Source organism: Haloferula sp., from assembly GCF_049672945.1.
Lineage (GTDB): Bacteria > Verrucomicrobiota > Verrucomicrobiia > Verrucomicrobiales > Akkermansiaceae > Haloferula.
On sequence record NZ_JBATWY010000183.1, the window covers coordinates 24,290 to 42,944 of the forward strand.

The 18,655-nt window shown below is 52.2% G+C and carries 15 protein-coding genes; all 15 read left to right on the forward strand.

The features are described 5' to 3' along the window. Nucleotide 1 precedes the first annotated feature (1 nt). Nucleotides 2-967, forward strand: coding sequence for a hypothetical protein (locus WBG04_RS16715; RefSeq protein WP_424315757.1), 966 nt, complete (start codon nucleotides 2-4; stop codon nucleotides 965-967). 181 nt (nucleotides 968-1,148) lie between these two features. Further along, the gene (locus WBG04_RS16720; RefSeq protein ID WP_424315759.1) at nucleotides 1,149-2,357 is read left to right on the forward strand and encodes a hypothetical protein; all 1,209 of its coding nucleotides are present in this window, start codon (nucleotides 1,149-1,151) and stop codon (nucleotides 2,355-2,357) included. Beyond that, nucleotides 2,354-3,421 (forward strand): hypothetical protein, encoded by a 1,068-nt coding sequence (locus tag WBG04_RS16725; protein ID WP_424315761.1) that lies wholly within the window; start codon nucleotides 2,354-2,356, stop codon nucleotides 3,419-3,421. The genes WBG04_RS16720 and WBG04_RS16725 overlap by 4 nt, the downstream gene beginning before the upstream one ends. Further along, nucleotides 3,418-4,908 carry a glycosyltransferase gene (locus tag WBG04_RS16730; protein ID WP_424315763.1) on the forward strand — a complete coding sequence of 497 codons (1,491 nt, stop codon included), beginning with the start codon at nucleotides 3,418-3,420 and terminating at the stop codon, nucleotides 4,906-4,908. The genes WBG04_RS16725 and WBG04_RS16730 overlap by 4 nt, the downstream gene beginning before the upstream one ends. Next, on the forward strand, nucleotides 4,881-6,908 hold the full coding sequence (locus WBG04_RS16735) for an acyltransferase family protein (protein ID WP_424315765.1): 2,028 nt from the start codon (nucleotides 4,881-4,883) through the stop codon (nucleotides 6,906-6,908). Before WBG04_RS16730 ends, WBG04_RS16735 begins: the two co-directional genes overlap by 28 nt. A 46-nt stretch (nucleotides 6,909-6,954) precedes the next feature. After that, a complete protein-coding gene (locus WBG04_RS16740; protein WP_424315767.1) occupies nucleotides 6,955-7,866 on the forward strand; it encodes a sulfotransferase family protein in 912 nt (303 codons plus the stop codon). A gap of 51 nt (nucleotides 7,867-7,917) precedes the next feature. Beyond that, nucleotides 7,918-9,501 (forward strand): lipopolysaccharide biosynthesis protein, encoded by a 1,584-nt coding sequence (locus WBG04_RS16745; RefSeq protein WP_424315769.1) that lies wholly within the window; start codon nucleotides 7,918-7,920, stop codon nucleotides 9,499-9,501. A 92-nt stretch (nucleotides 9,502-9,593) separates the two neighbouring features. Continuing rightward, nucleotides 9,594-10,313 (forward strand): SGNH/GDSL hydrolase family protein, encoded by a 720-nt coding sequence (locus WBG04_RS16750; RefSeq protein ID WP_424315771.1) that lies wholly within the window; start codon nucleotides 9,594-9,596, stop codon nucleotides 10,311-10,313. A 71-nt stretch (nucleotides 10,314-10,384) separates the two neighbouring features. Then, nucleotides 10,385-11,458 (forward strand): sulfotransferase family protein, encoded by a 1,074-nt coding sequence (locus WBG04_RS16755; RefSeq protein ID WP_424315773.1) that lies wholly within the window; start codon nucleotides 10,385-10,387, stop codon nucleotides 11,456-11,458. Nucleotides 11,459-11,720: 262 nt separating this feature from the next. After that, nucleotides 11,721-12,629: a glycosyltransferase family 4 protein gene (locus WBG04_RS16760; RefSeq protein ID WP_424315823.1), complete on the forward strand. Its 909-nt coding sequence runs from the start codon at nucleotides 11,721-11,723 to the stop codon at nucleotides 12,627-12,629. A gap of 32 nt (nucleotides 12,630-12,661) precedes the next feature. Next, nucleotides 12,662-14,683: an ArnT family glycosyltransferase gene (locus tag WBG04_RS16765; RefSeq protein WP_424315774.1), complete on the forward strand. Its 2,022-nt coding sequence runs from the start codon at nucleotides 12,662-12,664 to the stop codon at nucleotides 14,681-14,683. A gap of 40 nt (nucleotides 14,684-14,723) precedes the next feature. Beyond that, nucleotides 14,724-15,707, forward strand: a complete 984-nt coding sequence (locus WBG04_RS16770; RefSeq protein WP_424315776.1) for an SDR family NAD(P)-dependent oxidoreductase — start codon at nucleotides 14,724-14,726, stop codon at nucleotides 15,705-15,707. A 146-nt stretch (nucleotides 15,708-15,853) separates the two neighbouring features. Then, entirely contained in the window at nucleotides 15,854-16,882 is a 1,029-nt protein-coding gene (locus tag WBG04_RS16775; RefSeq protein WP_424315778.1) for a glycosyltransferase family 2 protein, read from the forward strand. A 146-nt stretch (nucleotides 16,883-17,028) separates the two neighbouring features. Continuing rightward, nucleotides 17,029-17,865 (forward strand): hypothetical protein, encoded by an 837-nt coding sequence (locus tag WBG04_RS16780; RefSeq protein WP_424315780.1) that lies wholly within the window; start codon nucleotides 17,029-17,031, stop codon nucleotides 17,863-17,865. A gap of 262 nt (nucleotides 17,866-18,127) precedes the next feature. Continuing rightward, the gene (locus WBG04_RS16785; protein ID WP_424315783.1) at nucleotides 18,128-18,637 is read left to right on the forward strand and encodes a hypothetical protein; all 510 of its coding nucleotides are present in this window, start codon (nucleotides 18,128-18,130) and stop codon (nucleotides 18,635-18,637) included. Nucleotides 18,638-18,655: the final 18 nt, after the last annotated feature.

An 18,655-nucleotide genomic window follows, 5' to 3' on the forward strand; every position in this document is an offset into this window, starting at 1 on the left:
CATGAGGCTGTTTCTATTGAAAAGTGTATTATTCGTGCTTCTTGTGGCTGTGTCCCTCTATGGACTCTTCCTGCGGGCGGACGGCTTTACAGATCCATACTACCTTAGATTGACCACTCCCAGACAACATTCCCTCATTCTGGGTACCTCAAAAGCAGCTCAAGGTCTCCAGCCTGAAGTGTTTAGTGAGCGGCTTGGACTGAAGATTTTCAACTACTCGTTCACGCTGCATCACAGTTCCTACGGTCCGGTCTACTTGGAAAGTGTGAAGAAAAAGCTTGTAGAAAATGGAGATCGAGGAGTGTTCATCCTTACGGTGGATCCCTGGTCGATTTCAAGCCGATCGGAGGATCCGGAAGACCTGACCACATTTCCTGAAAACGATCTATGCCTCGGAAATGTCGGTCGTGTTGATCAAGATCCAAATATCGAGTATCTCTGGAAGAACAAGAAGGGTGACTTCAGATCAATCATTTTTCCAGATCGAAGGACACAACTTCATGAGGACGGATGGTTGGAGGCGAGAATTGATATGAGCCCCGAGGGTGTGCGGCTTAGGACTCAGGGAAAGCTGAAGAGTTACCGCGAAAGGCATTTGAAGGAGTATCGATTTTCCTCGGTAAGGTTGCACTCTCTGCTCGAAATGGTTAATTATCTGAAAACACGGGGAGATGTCTACATTGTCAGGCTCCCGGTGCATCCAGAGATGAAAAGCATTGAAGACGAGGCGATGCCTGACTTCGATGAAAAATTGGGACCCGTGATCGCCGAAAGTAAGGGCTTTCTGGACTTAAGTGGAAAAGGTTCGGAATATGTCTATCTTGACGGACTTCATCTTCATGTTGATTCAGGCCGCAGGGTTTCGATTGACATTGCCGACTGGATCCAAGGGGTTGAGGGAAAAGCGCAGGAGAGCGCGGAGAACAACCCTGTTTCCCAGGCGGTAGATATTCCTTACCGGAAGTGAGTTCTTTAATCCGTCTTTTTGACTCATGAATGCCGTTGGAATCATAGTATTCACGATCATCGCTATCGCGTTGCTGATGGTTCCAAGGAGGTTTGCACCACTTCCTCTCCTTGCCGGATGCTGTTATATCACGATGGGACAGGGGATAGAACTGGGTCCGCTGTCACTTCATGCGTATAGAATGCTTCTACTGGTCGGTCTTGCCAGGGTGTTGATGAAGGGCGAAAAGATGGATGGCGACCCATCACCGATTGACAAGCTGATCAAGATTTGGGCCGGCTGGCTGGTTTTTGCGAGTTTGTTTCATGAGTTCCTGCCGGGGTCCGGTCCGGTCTTCACGATCGGTGTGGTGATGAACATCGTTCTTATCTACTGGTTCTCTCGTATCTGGTCTAGTGATCTCCCATCGATCATGTCGGTGGTCGCTTCCATTGCTTTCGTGTTGGCTCCGATTGCCCTGGAGATGGCATATGAGAAGATTGCCGGCAGGAATCTCTTCGGGATCTTTGGAGGTGAGGGAGCCGTGTTTATTCGGGATGGCGAGATTCGCGCCCGCGGCCCCTTTCGTCACCCAATTCTCGCAGGTACTGTCGGGGCTACCTGTTTTCCCCTGATGATTGGAATCTGGCAAAAGCACCGGGTTCCCGCCATCGTCGGAATCATTGCATGTATCACCATTGTCATTGCGAGCAGATCCAGCGGCCCCGTGGTGAGCTTCGGCGTCGGTGCCGGAATGGTCGCAGCCTGGAGGTATCGTCATCTTGCCGGCCGTATGGCCTGGCTTAGCGTTATTGGCTACTTTGTGATTGAGCTCCTTTCCAATCGTCCGGCCTATCATGTGGTCGTCACACGGTTGGATTTTACGGGGAGCAGCACCGCCCACTATCGATGCCGGGTCATTGATGTGGCGATCGAAAACTTTTCGGAGTGGGCGATTTTCGGAACCGATCATACCAGGCACTGGATTCCAGGAGGAATTGGAAGTGTCGTTGGAGATGGACGGCACATGGATATCACGAACTACTATGTGGCGATGGGAGTCATGGGTGGCTTTATCTGCATGATGCTCGTTATTGCGATGATGTTCAAGGCGATCAAAGGAGTGGTTGACTTCGCCAACGATGAAGAGAGCGGACATTCGCTGGAGAACAAGTTCATGGTCTGGTGTTTTGGAGCAGCCTTGTTCTCACACGCGGTTTCGGCGATCTCGATCGCCTATTTTGACCAGTCGCAGACCTTCTTCTGGATGACGCTTGCCGTGACAGCATCAGTGACACTCATCCGTGTTGATGAGGAGGTGGCGGAGAACGAAACAGAGCAGGATACAGGGGTAGATCGAGTGGTCTTCCCGAGTAATGTCTCTGCACAAACAAATTTAGGTCAGCGATGACGGAAGCAATAACCAGGGTGTTGAAGGACGTGCGGGGGATTCCCGCCACGCTCTCCTACGCAACCCGAATATCCGGTTCACGAGATGTCTCTGGACGTGAGTTTCGGATTGATCTGTATGAGAATATTTTTTCACGATACCTCTACACGTTTCTCAAGTTCCTGTCCTTGGAAGGCTGTCGAATCGTGATGCGGGCCAGGCCGGCGACGATCAGTTCGATAGAGCGCTCTCAGTATGGTGATCTGCTGATCAAGGAGGGGCTACTCGAACTTGGGTATCTCAATGGCAGGGGCTGGGACCTTGGTGACCGGACGGGCGAGAAGCGCCTGCAACCGTTTGACTTCAACAAACCGGATGACAACGGATCCGTCTATGATGTGCCAATGGCGCAACATCCGGTGATGTATCACTCTGGTTGCTGGATTTCACCGGCTCCTACCGATCAGCCGGTTCGGATTTCCATTCTGTTCGTGGGGAATCCTGATCCTGCGGTGTATTCCAAGCTTGGCTCCGACGGCAACTTCGACATTTTAGACCGGGTTGTCCTTTGGAATCTCCTGTCTGCCAGAGAGGATGCCGTCATGGTTGATGGTCTTGATGGGTTGAGGGAGGTGCCAAACGGAAAGGTTGCCCTTGTAGATTCCAGAATCGCCAAGATTGGGTTCAAGCAATTCAGGGAAGTGCTCGCCGGATATCGTTTCTTTCTTTGCGCACCCGGCGTCTTCATGCCGCTTTGCCACAACCTGATTGAGGCGCTTTCAGTGGGATCGATTCCGGTGATTCAAGAATCCTATGCCGAGTTGCTCTCTCCACCGTTGGTTGACGGCGAAAACGCGATCACGTTCAAGAATCAGATGGAATTGGGTGAGGCTATTGATCGATGTCTAAACATGGGCGAGTCCGACCTCGCGCAATTGTCCCGAAACGCGCTTTCCTATTACGAGGAAAACCTTACTCCAGTGGCGGTTACCCGGAAGATCATGGACCCGAATGTCCGGATTGTGCGGCTACTCGCGGGCGAACGGAGCGTGAAGTTGTTCAGCCGAAAGGGGCCATCGAAGTGAGCGGGCATTCGAGAACAGCAGGGTCGGAAGGCCGAGTCAGGGTTCTATTCCTTGCCTACTACTTTCCGCCATTGGGTGGTGCAGGTTCGCAAAGAACTCTTAAGTTCGCCAAGTATCTTCCGGAGCATGGTTTCGACGTCTCGGTGGTATCAGGTAGCTTGGGAGGGGAAGACCGGTGGGCTCCAGCTGATAGGGCCATGTGCCGCGAGATCGACGCAAGAACGAAAGTCAGCAGGGTGAATATCTATGAGCGGCCAATGAGATCCCAGCGCCTCAGCAGAATCATGGAGAATCTGGGGCACCGGTCCGAGTTCGGACACCGGTGGAAGCTGAGCGCGATTGAGGCAGGTCGCCGGACATGTGAGGAGCTCAGGCCAGAGATTATTGTGGCAACCATGTCCCCTTTTGAAACCGCTGAGGTTGCTTCGCAGCTCTCCCAGGAATTCGATATACCTTGGATCGCCGATTTGCGGGATCCGTGGGTGCTCGATGAATGGCAGGTTTATCCCAGTAGATGGCACCGGGCAATCAGGCTCAGAAGGATGCGTCAAAGCCTTGCTTCAGCATCTTCCGTCATCATGAATACTCCAGAGGCGGCGGTGAGGGTTCGGTCCGCTTTCCCCACGTTGGAGCCCCGGGTCATTCATATTACGAATGGCTATGATGCGGAGGATTTCGAGCTTCCTGTTTCAGGAGAGGGCTCCAACCTGTTTAGGATCGTCCACTCCGGAGCACTTCATACGATGGCGGGCCTTCGACAGAAACGCCTGAAATTGGTTTATGATCTGCTCGGACGCACCCAACCGGGTGTCGAACTACTCGGTCGTTCACACTACTATCTCCTCAAGGCCTTGGAGACCTGGATCCAGGAGGATCCGGGAATAAGGGACAAGGTAAGACTCGATCTTGTGGGCACTCCTTCCGAGGGTGATCTTAAGATTGCAGAAGGTTCTAAAGTGAGCGGGATGGTGAACTTTTTTGGCTATCTCTCGCATTACGACAGTCTCGCGAAGGTTCGTGAGGCGAGCCTTCTATTCCTACCGATGCATGGAATTGATTCCGGAGCGAAGGCGACAATTGTTCCTGGGAAGACGTATGAATACATGGCAACTGGACGTCCCGTCCTTGGAGCTGTTCCCAAAGGTGATTGCCGGGACATGCTTGAGGCAGTTGGTAATTGCCATACCTGCGCTCCGAACGATGTGGAGGGAATCCTGAAGGCAATCAAGGTTGAATATGCCAAGTGGCTGAATGGTGATTCCGTAAGCGGACGAAACTGGGAGATGGTTGGCCGCTTCGAAAGGAGAATTTTGACACATGAGTTGGTCCGTGAATTGAATCGGGTCCGTGATCAGCGGTATGTCAGTCAATCGGTCATGACGGAAGATGCCGAGCCGTCGGTTGGGGAGGATAAAAATTTCGAATTTTCCCCGTCTTGCATCACCCTTAATTCCTGGAATTGGAGACAAGGGAGCAGGAATATATGAGTGGTATCAAATATCGTCCGGACATCGATGGTCTTCGTGCTGTAGCGGTGCTTCCAGTCATATTCTACCATCTCGGATTCAGTGCATTTTCAGGGGGATTTGTTGGAGTTGATGTCTTCTTCGTAATATCAGGTTACCTCATCACGGGGATTCTCGTAAGGGAAGTCGATCAGCAAAAGAAAGCGGGTGAAATCATTCTTAGTTTTTACGACAAGAGGGCTAGGCGGATTCTGCCGGTATTCTTTGTGGTCTTATTCGTTACGCTAGTATTCGCGAGTTGCTGGTATTTTCCAATTAACTTCATTCGCTACGGGAAGAGTCTTATTACTTCAAATCTGTTTTCGTCGAATTTCTTTTTCTGGTCGGAATCCGGATACTTTAATCCAAATTCGGAAACTAAACCGCTTCTCCATACCTGGTCGTTGGGAGTTGAGGAGCAATTTTATCTGTTTTTCCCACTATTTCTTCTCGGGCTATGTGCACTTTCGAGAAGGTTTCTCGTTCCTTTTCTGATCATTGGTGCATTGCTGTCGTTTGCCGGCAGTGTGTACACCTCTTATCATCACGCTGACATTTCCTTCTATTGGTCCCCTCTCAGAGCCTGGGAACTCTTGATCGGGTCGTTACTGGCAATTCGAGCATTTCCGAGATTTTCATTCAGGCCCTCGAACGGTTTGATCGCCACAGTCGGAATGGGGATGATCTGCTACAGTGTTTTCGTCTTCGACGAGGCCGTCAGATTTCCCGGAATTTCAGCACTTCTTCCGGCGGTGGGAGCGGCATTGCTGATCGAGGCCGGCAAAGGGGGAGGGCAAACCCTGATGGGAACGTTGCTCAGTCTTCCCGCGGTGGTCTTGATCGGGAAGCTGTCGTATTCACTCTATCTTTGGCATTGGCCGCTCATCGTTTTCTACCGCTATTATGTGGTTCGTCCCATCCATTTGGGTGACCATCTGCTGATCCTGATTCTTACTTTCGGTCTTTCCTGGCTTACATGGCGTTTCGTGGAACGACCTTTCCGCGCGAAGGGATTTCTTCGTCGCTCGTCGACCTTCAAGCTATCGCTTGCCGGGATCATGTTTTTTTGCTCCGCGGGGGTAGTGATTCTCCATTCACAGGGGATCCCGGGAAGGTTTTCTCCGGAAGTGGCGAGAATCGCGAAGTTCGGCACTGACTTCGATCAGGAAGTAATTGATGCACTTGCCAGCGAAGTAGTGCCGGACATGATCAAGGAGGAAGGATCAAGGGTCTCCAGATTTGCTCTGATGGGTGATAGCCATGCGGGAATGTATGTTTCCGAATTTCAACGGATTGCCAATCGTTATGGTGAGTCTTTCAGATCTTTTGTGATTGGTCTCCACCCGCCGATCCTTGAGGCCCTTTCGACCAAACCGAAGAGGGAGGAATGGTTCAGTGACAGTTTTGAAGAAGTAATTGGAGATAAGGGCATCAGAGTCGTCTATCTGGCGGCAAGGTGGACTGTCTACTTGAATGGTGCGGTGGACAGGGACCTTAAGCCTGCGTCTCCACCAAAGCTCACGCCACTATCCGACGAGCAACTCACTGGCGCCGATCAGGGGCAATTCGTTGAAGAGAAGCTACGGTTGACAGTCACGCGGCTCAAGGCGGCTGGCAAGTTGGTTGTTCTTGTTCGCGACGTTCCCGAAGCAGCCTTCCGGGTCCCAGCTGGTCTGGCCTTCATCAAGCACAAGGGGGGTGATCCATCCATGGAAGTCGTGTCAGAAGAGTTTTACCTCCGGCGAAATCGAGAGTGTAATGAGATTCTGGATGAGATCGGGAAGATGGAAGGTGTTTTCGTAATCTCTCCGGAGGAAGCATTGAGGACTGAGAACGGCTATCGGCTCTACGCAAACGATGCCTGCCTATACTCCGACAATCAGCATTTGAGCCTTTCGGGAGCACGTCTCGTTTCACCAGTGCTCGAAAAGTCCTTCCTCGAGATGGGCGATATTGCCGGTTGGAAGGCAGCCGACCGCTAACAGATCAGTATTTAAACGTAACAATCAACGATAAATGACAATTGTGATGGAGAAGAATAATGTGGTTGAAAAGCCGGCGGCCCGGCTTCCGGATTTTCTAATTATTGGAGAAATGCGTTGTGGGAGCACGACGCTTTGGGAAATGCTCCGTCATCATCCTGGTGTCTATTTCTCGGAAGAGAAGGAGCTTCATTTTTTTGATGGTCGCGATGGGAAGTGGGATAGAGGTATCGATTGGTACTCTCAGAAATTCAGTGGATCCTGTGAAGGTATGATTTGCGGTGAAGCGACTCCAGATTACCTCTTCCATGATGATGCTTGCAGTAGGATCGCGGCGACCATCCCAAATGCAAAACTTGTAGTCATCCTGCGGGATCCTGTCGAGAGGGCCTGGTCGCACTACTGGCACAACATTCGTCGTGGAAGGGAATCCCTGAGTTTTCGTGAGGCGATGGAAGCAGAGCGTGAACGGATGGACAGTAAGGATGCCGACATCAGGGCCCATTTCTCCTATGCAACCAGAGGTCACTATATTGAGAGTTTGAGGCGTTACGAAGAGGTCTTTGGCAAGGATGCCATTCATGTCGTATTCCTTGAAGACGTCAAGGTTTCGAGAAAGAAGATGATCGAGGGTGTCTGTGGGCACCTCGCGCTCGAAGTAGTTCCAGAGATGCTCGAGGAGCGGGCGCCACAAAGGAACAAGGCGGAGTATCCCCGCTGGCCAGGCCTGAGTGCAGTTGCAAGAGGCGCAATGAAGAGAGTCAGCGGGAATCGGCTTCTTGAGGTTCCGGCCCGCAAGATTGCGGAACTTACCCGGCCGCTTCGAACCTATTCCGGGAAGTCCGAGATGGACCAGGATATACGGAAGCAGCTCGTGAATAGCTATGCGTCAAGCAACAAGGCCCTGTCAGAATGGATGGGTCGCGAAGTTCCTTGGGCCAGGAGCAAAAACGATTAGAGAGACTACTTGGCGTCTGCGGTTTGATTCCTGGCCGGTGATCCAGAGAGATTGCGCAATCTCCGGGAACATGAACGACCGGGCTTCTTCATTGAAACCTGGTTGGGTTTCTCCAGACAAGAATCCACAAGTATGGGCAATCCATTCGATATAGGACATCTTCGCAAGGATCTGAAGGGCCGGGCAGTGCGCGGCTTCGGTGTGACCGCTTCAGCGCAGGTTGTGAAGCTGGTTCTCCAGATGGGCGCAACCGCCGTGCTGGCTCGAATTCTCTCACCCGAGGATTATGGCCTGATGGCGATGGTAATCGTGGTGACCGGATTTGTCAGTATGTTCAAGGATGCAGGGCTCACCATGGCGACCGTACAGGTCCAGGAGTTGAGCCATGAGCAAGTTTCGACGCTCTTCTGGATCAATGTGGCGTTGTCGGTTGTGCTGGGCCTGATCGTTCTATCGCTTTCGCCGGCTATTGCGTGGTTCTATGGAGAGCCAAGGCTGACAAATATCGCGGCGATCATAAGCATATCGTTTCTGTTTAGCGGATGCCTCGCCCAGCACCAGGCTCTCTTGCGCCGCCAGATGCGTTTCAAGAACCTCGCGATTGCCGAAATTCTATCGATGGCGATGGGAGCAGTGGTGGCGGTAATTCTCGGACTTAATGGATGGGGATACTGGGCGCTCGTAGCACAGATGCTGGTGAGCTCGTTTACGAACTGTGTTGTTGTCTGGTTCTATTCGGGTTGGATGCCGGGTGCACCCCGAAAAGGCGCAGATGTCGCCTCAATGCTCCGCTTCGGCGCAAATGTCACGGGATTCAACTTCATCAACTACCTTGCGAGGAACACTGACAACCTGCTTATTGGCTGGTGGTGGGGTTCTGCGGCACTTGGAATCTATTCGAAGGCCTATGGATTGTTGCTAGTGCCGGTCAGACAGATCAACGCACCGATTGGTGCGGTTGTCGCGCCAACTCTAAGCCGACTAAAATCCGAACCCGAGCAATTCCGGGCCAGTGCCTTGAAGATGTTCAGGATGGTTGCGATTGGTTGCGGCCCTGTGGCGGCCTTCCTAATGGTGTTTTCTGAGGAAGTAGTAATGATTCTTCTCGGAGACCAATGGGTTGAGGCGGTTCCCATCTTCAGGTGGCTTTCTGTCGTCTTACTTACCCAGATGATTTTGAATCAGACGGCAAACGTATTTACGGCTCAGGGCAGGACGGATCTGCTCCTGAAATGTGGTGCCATCAATTCAGCATGGGCAGTAATCGCAATAGTTGCAGGATTGCCCTGGGGAGCTGTCGGTGTTGCCTGCCTTTATGGTGTCAGTGGTCTTCTTCTCCGGGCGCCAACACTCATCTATTTCATGTCCAGGACCAAAGTCTTCCGGCAACGTGATCTTTACGCAAGTATCGCGCCGGTGGTTATTCTGACGCTTTCGGCGGCAACATTGGTATTGGGGTTGAAATCGTATTTGGTCACGCATCTGGGGCATCTTCCGGGAGTTGCCATATCTGGATCGCTACTGGCATTGGTTTTCGTCCTGGCCTACTCGGGTGTCGGCTCGATAAGGAAATCGATTGTGGATGGGTTCAAGCTGTTTGACGTCGCCCGTCGACGGAAAAAGGTGTCGACTTGATAAAGTTAAAACTTACGGGAAGTTTCCTAGAAGGGTAGCGCTCCCGGCATCTTTAATTCGGGAACTAAAATTTAATAAGAGAAGACTTAAGAATGAGTAATCACCTGAAGAGAGTTCGAAATTTTGTGAGCAGAGTCCGTGGCTCGCTCAACGCAGGGGGAAAGACGCAGGTTCTGGTGCTCGGGGACTCGCACGCCGAAGTCTTCACTCAGGCGGGGGAACGCTTTCCAAATCATTATTTTATTGTGGTTAGTGTTGGTGGTGCGACGATCTCAGGACTCAGTAATCCCAACTCGAAGACACAGGCGCTGAAGATGTTCGAGGACGGGCTTGATCGACATGGTGGCGACATCTGTTTGACTCTTCTTGGCGAGGTGGATACCGGCTTTGTGATCTGGTATCGTGCCGAGCGCGGCGGGACTACCGTTGAGGAAGCGTTTCAGAAAGCTGTCGAGAACTACAGAAACCTGCTTTCGAGGATTAGCTATAAACGTTCAGTGATCTGTATTAGTGCTCCTCTGCCCACTATTCGGGATGATCAGGATTGGGGAGACGTAGCCAATGAGCGGAAAGAAGTTCGGGCCACGCAGCTTGAAAGGACCCGTCTTACCGTCAGGTTCAATTCCGTAATGGAGCAGATTTGTCGCGAGGAAGGATACGGTAATATTAATTTGGATTCCCAATCGCTGTCACCAGACGGGCTTGTCAGGGAGACTTTGATGAACGCGGACCCCAATGACCACCATTATGATAACAAGGCCTATCTCGATCTTGTCACCACTGCCAATTTTGAGGCACTGGTGAGGAGATAATAAAAGTTGGAAGTCACGTAACAAGCCGACGTACTCCCCAAAAAGAAAAATCACCTCAAGAGGAATCCGTGATGTCATTTTCTGAAAGTCCCGTGTTTATCGTTGGTTGGCCCAGGTCGGGAACCACCTTGCTGGCAAAGATGCTTGCCGCCCATCCGGGGATGGCCTGTGGTCCCGAGAGTCACTTGTTCTCAAAAATATCCCAGGGCACGATTCAGCAGGCTTTAACTTCTGATGATTGGGTCAGTAGTATTGCTGAGACTGTTGGCGGAATTACCCTTTCCGGACAAGGTGTATTGGAGCTTTATGGGCATACCGCATCAAGTTTCCGGGATGAGTTGTCTGTGCGTAAGCCTAGCATGCCTGAGGTCTTGTCGGCCCTCTATTCAAATCTCATGACGCGGACCGGTGCCGTGCGGATTGTCGAGAAGACGCCTAATCATATTTGTCATTTGGATCGAATCAGGAGCCGCTTCCCCAAGTCTCGGATCATCAGGATAACCAGAGATCCGCGGGATGCGGTGTTTTCGATGCGCAAGCTTCCCTGGATGCCTGATGACATTGTCGCCGGCAGTCTACTGTGGGATCGTTGGTTTCGTTCTTCGAAGGACTTTTTCGAGAATGATCCCCTCTCGATGACCGTCCGCTATGAGGATCTGGCGACCAATTGCAAGGTTGTGCTTGAGGAGATTTGTGAATTTATCGGTGAGAATTTCGATCCCTGTATGGAATCGTTCTACGAATCTTCAGATACCGTATTCACACCAGGAGAGTCATGGAAGGAGGATGTTTCACAACCAATTGATGCCTCAAGGATCTACAGCTGGAAGAAGAACGAAGTCGACAAGGAGGATCTGAGTCTGGTCTCGGGAATCTGCCACAAGGGGATCCGCTATTTCGAGTATGAGCCGAGTCTGGTTGAGCCTCTGCCTTCTTTTGAGGCCCTGGATTCACTATCTCTTGCCTCGGCCACCGTCCTCGCAAGAGGATTGATCGAGAATCGGTGTGGCTTTCAGATCGACATCAATGAGTTGAGCGGCCGTAAACTCCGTACGCTGAAACACAACCTGATGGGATTCCTCAGACTCATTTCAAATATTTTCTCCAAGAGGAACTCACTTGTAATGTTTCACTCAAGCAAGTGACTCCGCTCCTTTCCGACCCATGGCGCCCGTGATCAACCCCCTTGAAGCCGCATCCGAGAGCGTCGGGCCGCCGACGTCCGGGGTGCTGCGGCGGGTTGCTTTCGCGCCCTACTTCGCGAATAACCCTTATCAGAGACTCCTGCAAGGGGCGCTCAAGAGGGAGGCGGTACAAGTCGATTTCAGGAACTCCGCCTCGGAGGTGGAGCGCGAGCATGAGACTGGTCGATCGATTGAGGTGCTTCATCTGCATTGGTTGCCGGTAATGAAGAAGCGGCCAGGCTCTTGGGTCTTTGCATGGAAGCAACTCCGAGCCATTAAGAGGCTGAAGGAACGAGGGGTCGCAATCGTGTGGACGGCGCACAATCGAATTCCCCACGAGTCCGAGTTTCCGATGCTGGATCACCTGTTGTCCTCCAAGGTGGCGTCAATTGCAGATCGAATCATTGTCCACTCGAATGCTGCCCGTGAAGAAATTACGGAAGCCTGTGGAATCAAGGATCAACGCAAGATTGAACTTATCTACCACGGAAATTACCGCGGGGTTTATGGAGATCTTCCCGAGAAGGGTGATTCGCGGGTGAAGTTGGGGCTTGGAAACGAGGAATTCGTCTTCCTTTTTCTAGGCGCGGTGAGGCCCCACAAGGGAGTCTCTGATCTTATTGATGCCTACCGATTGGCAAATCTCGATTGCCGCTTGATAATCGCAGGTAATATCCAGGATAAAGAGTTTGAGAGTGAGTTGAGGGATTTGGAAAAGGAATTGCCGGGGTTAGTGTTGATGTCGGGATTCATTCCTGATGAAGATCTTGGTGGCTACTTTGCTGCATCTGACGTTGTGGTGCTTCCCTATCAGCGTTCTCTTACCTCGGGTGCACTTGTGTTGGCGATGTCTTTCGAGCGTGCCTGCATTGTTCCTGATTTTGATACTTTTACGGAGTTCATTGATGAACGGGGTGGATTCTCCTATCCGGCTGGCAGTACGTTCGAACTGGCAGAAGCGATGCGCAAGGCGATGGAGGCGAGGGGCCGGATGGAGGAGTTTGGAAGGTGCAACGGTAAGATTGCGAGCCGGTGGGACTGGAAGGAAGTAGCTAGGCGAACCTCGGCGGTCTATGATGAAGCCTTTGGAATGAAAGCTGAAGGCTACTGCGTGGATTCAACAAGACTCTAATACGGAACACCCGGAATCGGCCTGTCAGAACGATGGTGAATAAGAAGAGCATAGGTGATAGGCGTGGGTCTTCCAGAGTTGTATTGCTATTTGCAGCAATCGCAGGACTTACTGTGCTCTGGTTCACGCGCCTTGATGGGTTGGGAGATCGACCCCTTTCTCGTGACGAGTACTATTCTGCCTCTGCAGTACAAAAGGTCCTCGAATATGGGGAGCCGGCCTTCTATGGTGGAGGGCATTATCCACGTGCCCTCTCGATGCAGTATGGTACAGCAGTGGTTTGCAAAATGTTTGGTGAGAATGAGAGGAACCAGCGGATGCTACCGGCCCTCTTTGGAATCCTTCTTATACCTCTCTTTTATTTCTTCTCACGACAGTTTCTTCCGCTTTGGCTGGCACTGGCTGTTTCAGTGATGTTTGCGCTCTCATCATGGCAGATTGAATTCAGTCGGTTTGCGCGGATGTACACCGCTCTCCAGTTTTTCACTTTAGCCTTCTTTTATAGTTACTACTTGGCCTTCAACAAGGGCAAAACAGCGTGGCGCTATGTGCCTCATCTAATGGCATTGGCTGCGATTTCACTACATGATCTTGGAGTGTTATTGATGCCGTTTCTCTTGGTTGCTCCATGGATCCCATCGTCGGATGGTAAAAGAGCGCAGGGCAAAACCCGAGGGCGGCTCGCCTTTGCGGCGGTCGTGACCGGGGGACTTGCTTTCGCATGGCTTGTCTTCTGTCGCATCTGGTGGAATAGCGGCGTGGTGGATCCACTGCCGGCTGACTGGGTGCCCGCAAGTGGAGGTAAGCTCGAAAGGCTCAGCGGATTCGTGCAAATCCCGGGGGTTGACCCTCTGGTGAGCCTGTTAGGATTTGCAACCCTAGTGACTGGGTCGGTCGTAGCCATCGCATGGAGATTTCGCAGGAGTCTGGGTGAGGCAACACTTTGGATTGGAGTAGCGGTAATGGTGATAGCCTCGATTTTTCACCTGTTCGCACTCGCTGCTGTGGCTTTTGGGTTCCTAATTTGGAGGCATGATTTTCACTTGATGGTCTTTAAACGCCCGGCGATGAGGTGGAGCTTGGTCATCACAGGCATCTGCGCTGTGGCATGGGTAGTGGTTGCCCTGAAAGTGCCAGCGCTGACGGAGGGGATCGGTGGCGAAAGCCGGGCAGGCGAGTTGAGGAAGGCGCTTTTCGGATTTCCCGATTTCTACCGCCCCGGCCTCTCTCCCTGGTTGAAGGCGATGCCCGTCTTCACCATCATCGCTATTCTATCGGGATTTTATGAGCTATGGAGAATTAGAAAAGAGCCACTAAACAAAGTCATCTGGAACCCGGTCTGGGTGGTGGCGGTTGCAGTAATGGCCTTCGGGGTGACCGGAACGCCTCTATCGGTTACCCGTTATTGGTTCTTTGTTTTTCCGTTTATTTTCATTCTTCCAGCGCTGGCTCTCAATCATCTCGGTGGCCGCTTCATAAAGGGTGGAGAAACCGCCCGGGGAGGTTTGATTCCGGCTACAGCGCTGATCGTCTTGATGGCCATCACGGAGGAATTTAATCTGCGTCATCTCGTGGCAACCAATAGTCATGATGTTGTTTACCGGACCGGGGAGTTTCAGAAATTCTCCCGTCATTGGTATCCTCGTAGTGATGAAGAGCTTCCCGCGATCGAACTCGGTCAGCATGCGGCTCCGGGAACCAGCGTGATTCTTTCGAGTATGCTGACTGCGTCAGTTTACTATCTACCCGAAGGACTTAAACCGGCAGTCTACATGCGCAAAGATCTCGATCCGCGGTTCGCCCGCCACTCGCGCAAGGGTGGAACGATGGACCGCTGGAGCGGTCTTCAGCTTTTGACCTGTCCTGCGGATTTGGATGCATACACCTCGGAGACCTCAAGGGTGATTCTCGCCCGGGTGGTGAAGTCCAGGTTTCAAGATCTCGAACCTGAGGAGATCTGGGCGGAACGTCTGGTTTCCAGCAAGCGGATCGCGTTGAGCAGGGATGGACGAAACGAAGTGCTGGAGATCACGCTGCGAAGCCGCCAACTATGATGAGACTTACCAATTCAGTTTTCAAAAAATATTTCAAATAATGAGTAAGAACCAATCGACCATTCTTGTCACGGGCTGTGCCGGGTTCATCGGCGCGGCAACTGCAGGGCTATTGTTGGAGCAGGGACAGAAAGTCATAGGCCTCGACAACGTCAATGATTACTACGATGTCAGGGTCAAGAGATCGAGATTGGCGATTCTTTCCGGGAATCCTGATTTTGAGTTTCACGAAATCGATCTTGAAGACCGGGCCGCGATCGAGGCACTTTTCGAGACTCACGATATCAGCGCGGTCATCAATCTTGCTGCACGGGCGGGTGTGAGGGCCAGTATCGTGGATCCTTTTGTCTATGTATCCACCAATACCATGGGAACGCTTCATCTGCTTGACGCGATGAGGAAGAGGGAAATCAAGACCTTCATCATGGCATCCACTTCGTCGCTCTATGCGGATGTGCCGATGCCGTTCGAAGAAACGGCCAATGTCGCCCGCCCGGTTTCTCCATACGCGGCGAGTAAGCTGGGAGCGGAGGCTCTGGCCCACTCCTATGCACATCTCTATGGGATGAATGTTGCCATTCTTCGCTATTTCACGGTGTTTGGCCCGGCTGGGCGACCTGACATGAGCCCGTTCCGGTTCACTGAGTGGGTCCGACGTGGCGAGCCGATCCAGCTTTATGGCGATGGCACTCAGACCAGGGATTTCACCTTTGTTGACGACATCGCAAGTGGCACGGTCGCAGCCTTGGGAATCAAGGGCTACGAAATCATTAATCTTGGAGGTGGTAATGCTCCGCTAAGCATCAATCAGATGATCGAATCGATCGGCACCGAACTCGGGATTGAGCCGAAAGTAAGCTATTTGGAGGTAAACCGTGCCGACATGAAGGACACTTCCGCGAATGTCGCGAAAGCCAACCGAATTCTCGGATGGACCCCAAAGGTTTCTCCTTTCGAGGGATTCAAGCGGACAGTCGAATGGCACAAGAAGAATGCCGACTGGCTTGATAGCGTCGATCTTTGAGCCGCATCCAATTTCCCAACCATATGTCCTACCACGGACGAACCAAGACAAGCTTGTCAAAACCGATCAAAACCGAGCGAATGAACACACAACAGAGCAGCCAGCCTCAGGAAATTGTTTCCCGCAGGAAAATACACCTGTCCCCTATGGACAATATAACCGCGATCTCACAACAGCGCGAGTATGACGTTTCAATCGTCATCCCCTTGATGAACGAGGAGGATAACGTTTCACGTCTTTGCGACGAGTTGCGGGCGATGATGGATGCCCAGGAACTTCGTTATGAAGTGCTTTTCATCAATGACGGGAGCACGGATACCACCGCTCAGAAGCTCCAGGATGAAATTGGAGAGGACGAACGTTTTGTCGTCATTGAGTTTACTCGGAACTTCGGCCAGTCCGCCGCGATGGGTGCGGGTTTCAGTATGGCTCAAGGAAGTGTGATGGTACCGATGGACGGGGACCTTCAGAATGATCCTGCAGACATTCCCAGTCTTGTCGCAAAGCTTGATGACGACCAGGGATACGATGTCATTTGCGGCTGGCGGAAAAATCGCAAGGATAAGTGGCTGAGTCGGAAATTGCCTTCAATGGTTGCAAATCGGATCATCCGCCGTCTGACCTATTGCCGGGATATTCATGATTTCGGCTGCACGCTCAAGGCCTACCGTCGTGAAGTTCTTGAGGATCTCAGGCTTTACGGGGAAATGCATCGTTTCCTTCCCTACATGTGCCGACGCCGGGGTGCGAGGATGACCGAGAGCGTGGTTCATCACCGTCCAAGGATTGCCGGTCAGACGAAGTATGGTCTGAAGCGTACGATAAAAGTGCTCTTCGATCTTCTCACGGCAAAATTCCTTGAGGACTACCTGACCAAGCCGTTGTACTTCTTCGGCAAACTAGGCATCGTCTCATTCGTTATTTCGATCGCTGCCGTGGCGATGGCCTTGGTTCAGAAGTTTGGTTACCTGACCGAGCATGGTTCGGCGGTGAATCTGAACGACAACATCTTCATTCTCTTCGCGATGATGATGTTCATCACGACGGTGGTTTTGTTCATGATCGGGGTCATTGCCGAGCTGCTTATCAGGATCTACCATGAAAGTCAGGGTAGAATGCCATTCAAGGTTCGGAGCCTCCATCGTGCAGGGATGAGTGTCCCATCCGGGCGCTGATCTTCCGCTGGTTCTTCGACCGCGGCTGATAGATTCCCCTACTATCGGATGCGATGCCAAACACAATTGCCCATTTTGCTGTCAATGGCCTGATTAGCCGAAAGCTCGTTTCGCAGGCTTCCTTGCCATTGGTTTATTTGGGGTGTGTGATTCCCGATATTCCATGGATCCTGCAGCGGGCGGCGTGGAAGCTCATTCCTTCGATTGATATTTATGCGCTGAGGCTTTATTGCGTCAATCAGGCCTCACTTTTTGTCAGTCTGATGTTCTGTGCGGCTGTGGCTCAGATCATGGTGCGCCGGCTTGAGGCATTCCTTATTCTGTCGCTCGGATCTCTTCTCCACCTGCTTCTCGATGCCTGCCAGATCAAATGGGCCAATGGGGTCAGTCTCTTCGTTCCCTTGGAGTGGAAGCTTGTCAGGTTCGACTTTTTCTGGCCCGAGAGTCCCTACACCGTCGTTCTTACGGTGGCGGGATTGGCCTACTTTCTGTTTCACTGGAGAGTAGCGGTTCAAAGTGGCATCGAGTTGACGAGGAAACCCTCAAGATGGGTGTTGTCGTTGGTTTTTCTGGCGGCTTATCTCTTACTTCCCACGCTCTGGATCGGCCAAGCACTTACGGCGGACAACCATTTTGTCGGCACGCTGCATCCAGAGAATATCGAAGAGCGTGCCGGTCGTACCGTTGAATTGGATCGTATACCCTTTCAGCCAAATGAGGATGCCGAAGGTGAGGTGAGGGGCTTGGAAGGTGAACCGTTGAGAGTTGAGGGTATTCCCTTGGATCACGATGCGAAGGTATCGGTGCGTGGAACCTTCACTGATCAAGACCGCATCGTGATCGAGGACTACCATGTTCACCACGGATGGTTGCGGGAAGTCGCTTCCTACGTCGGACTGGTGCTGGTTGGGATCACGTGGATATTTGCGATAATCAAAGGAGTTGGAAGGCAGGACATGGCGATGGAGCCACGAGGACAGTAGCATGATTAAGAGCCTGGATGAGATTGGAACCGAGGGTATGGCCACAGGTGCGACCCGGCTGATGATCGATGGCCACGTGCATTTTCATCCGGCTCATCGATTGGATGTCTTCATCGAATCTGCAATCGAGAATCTTGCCCGAAATGGTTCCGGTCTTCCGACCTTATTGATGACGGAGGGAAGCGGGTCACATGCGTTTAGAGACTGGAGGGATGGAGAATGCTCTTTTCAAGTTGGCCGGACATTGGAACCGGATTCAATCATGCTGGACGAACGGTTGCTTGTGATTGCAGGGCGGCAGGTGGTGACGGCCGAGCGAGTCGAAGTCCTTGCCCTCGCGACGGCATCGGAATTTGAGGATGGCCGCCCCCTCAGTGAGACGATTGAATCCGTCAAGGCGGCAGGTGGAATTGCAGTGCTTCCGTGGGGTGTTGGGAAGTGGTTTGGAGAAAGAGGACGTCTCGTTGAGCAGGCGGTTAGGGAGCATGGAGTGATGGTCGGCGACAATGCGGGGCGGCCTCTCGGTTGGCCCAAGCCGTCGCTCTTTTCTGAGTTCCCGGTGATACCTGGCTCGGACCCCCTGAAGGCCGAGGGCGAGGAGCGCATGGTCGGCAGTTATGGTTTTGTTCTGGAGGCTGATTTCGATCCAAAAAGGCCGGCTGAGTCAATCCGCCGATCGCTCCGGGCACTCGAATCCTGCCCGACCACGTTCGGCGGCAGGGTTGGCCCAACTCGATTCTTTTTTCGTCAGCTAAGGCACAGTCTGGGCTGATACGATGCCCGTGTGTGG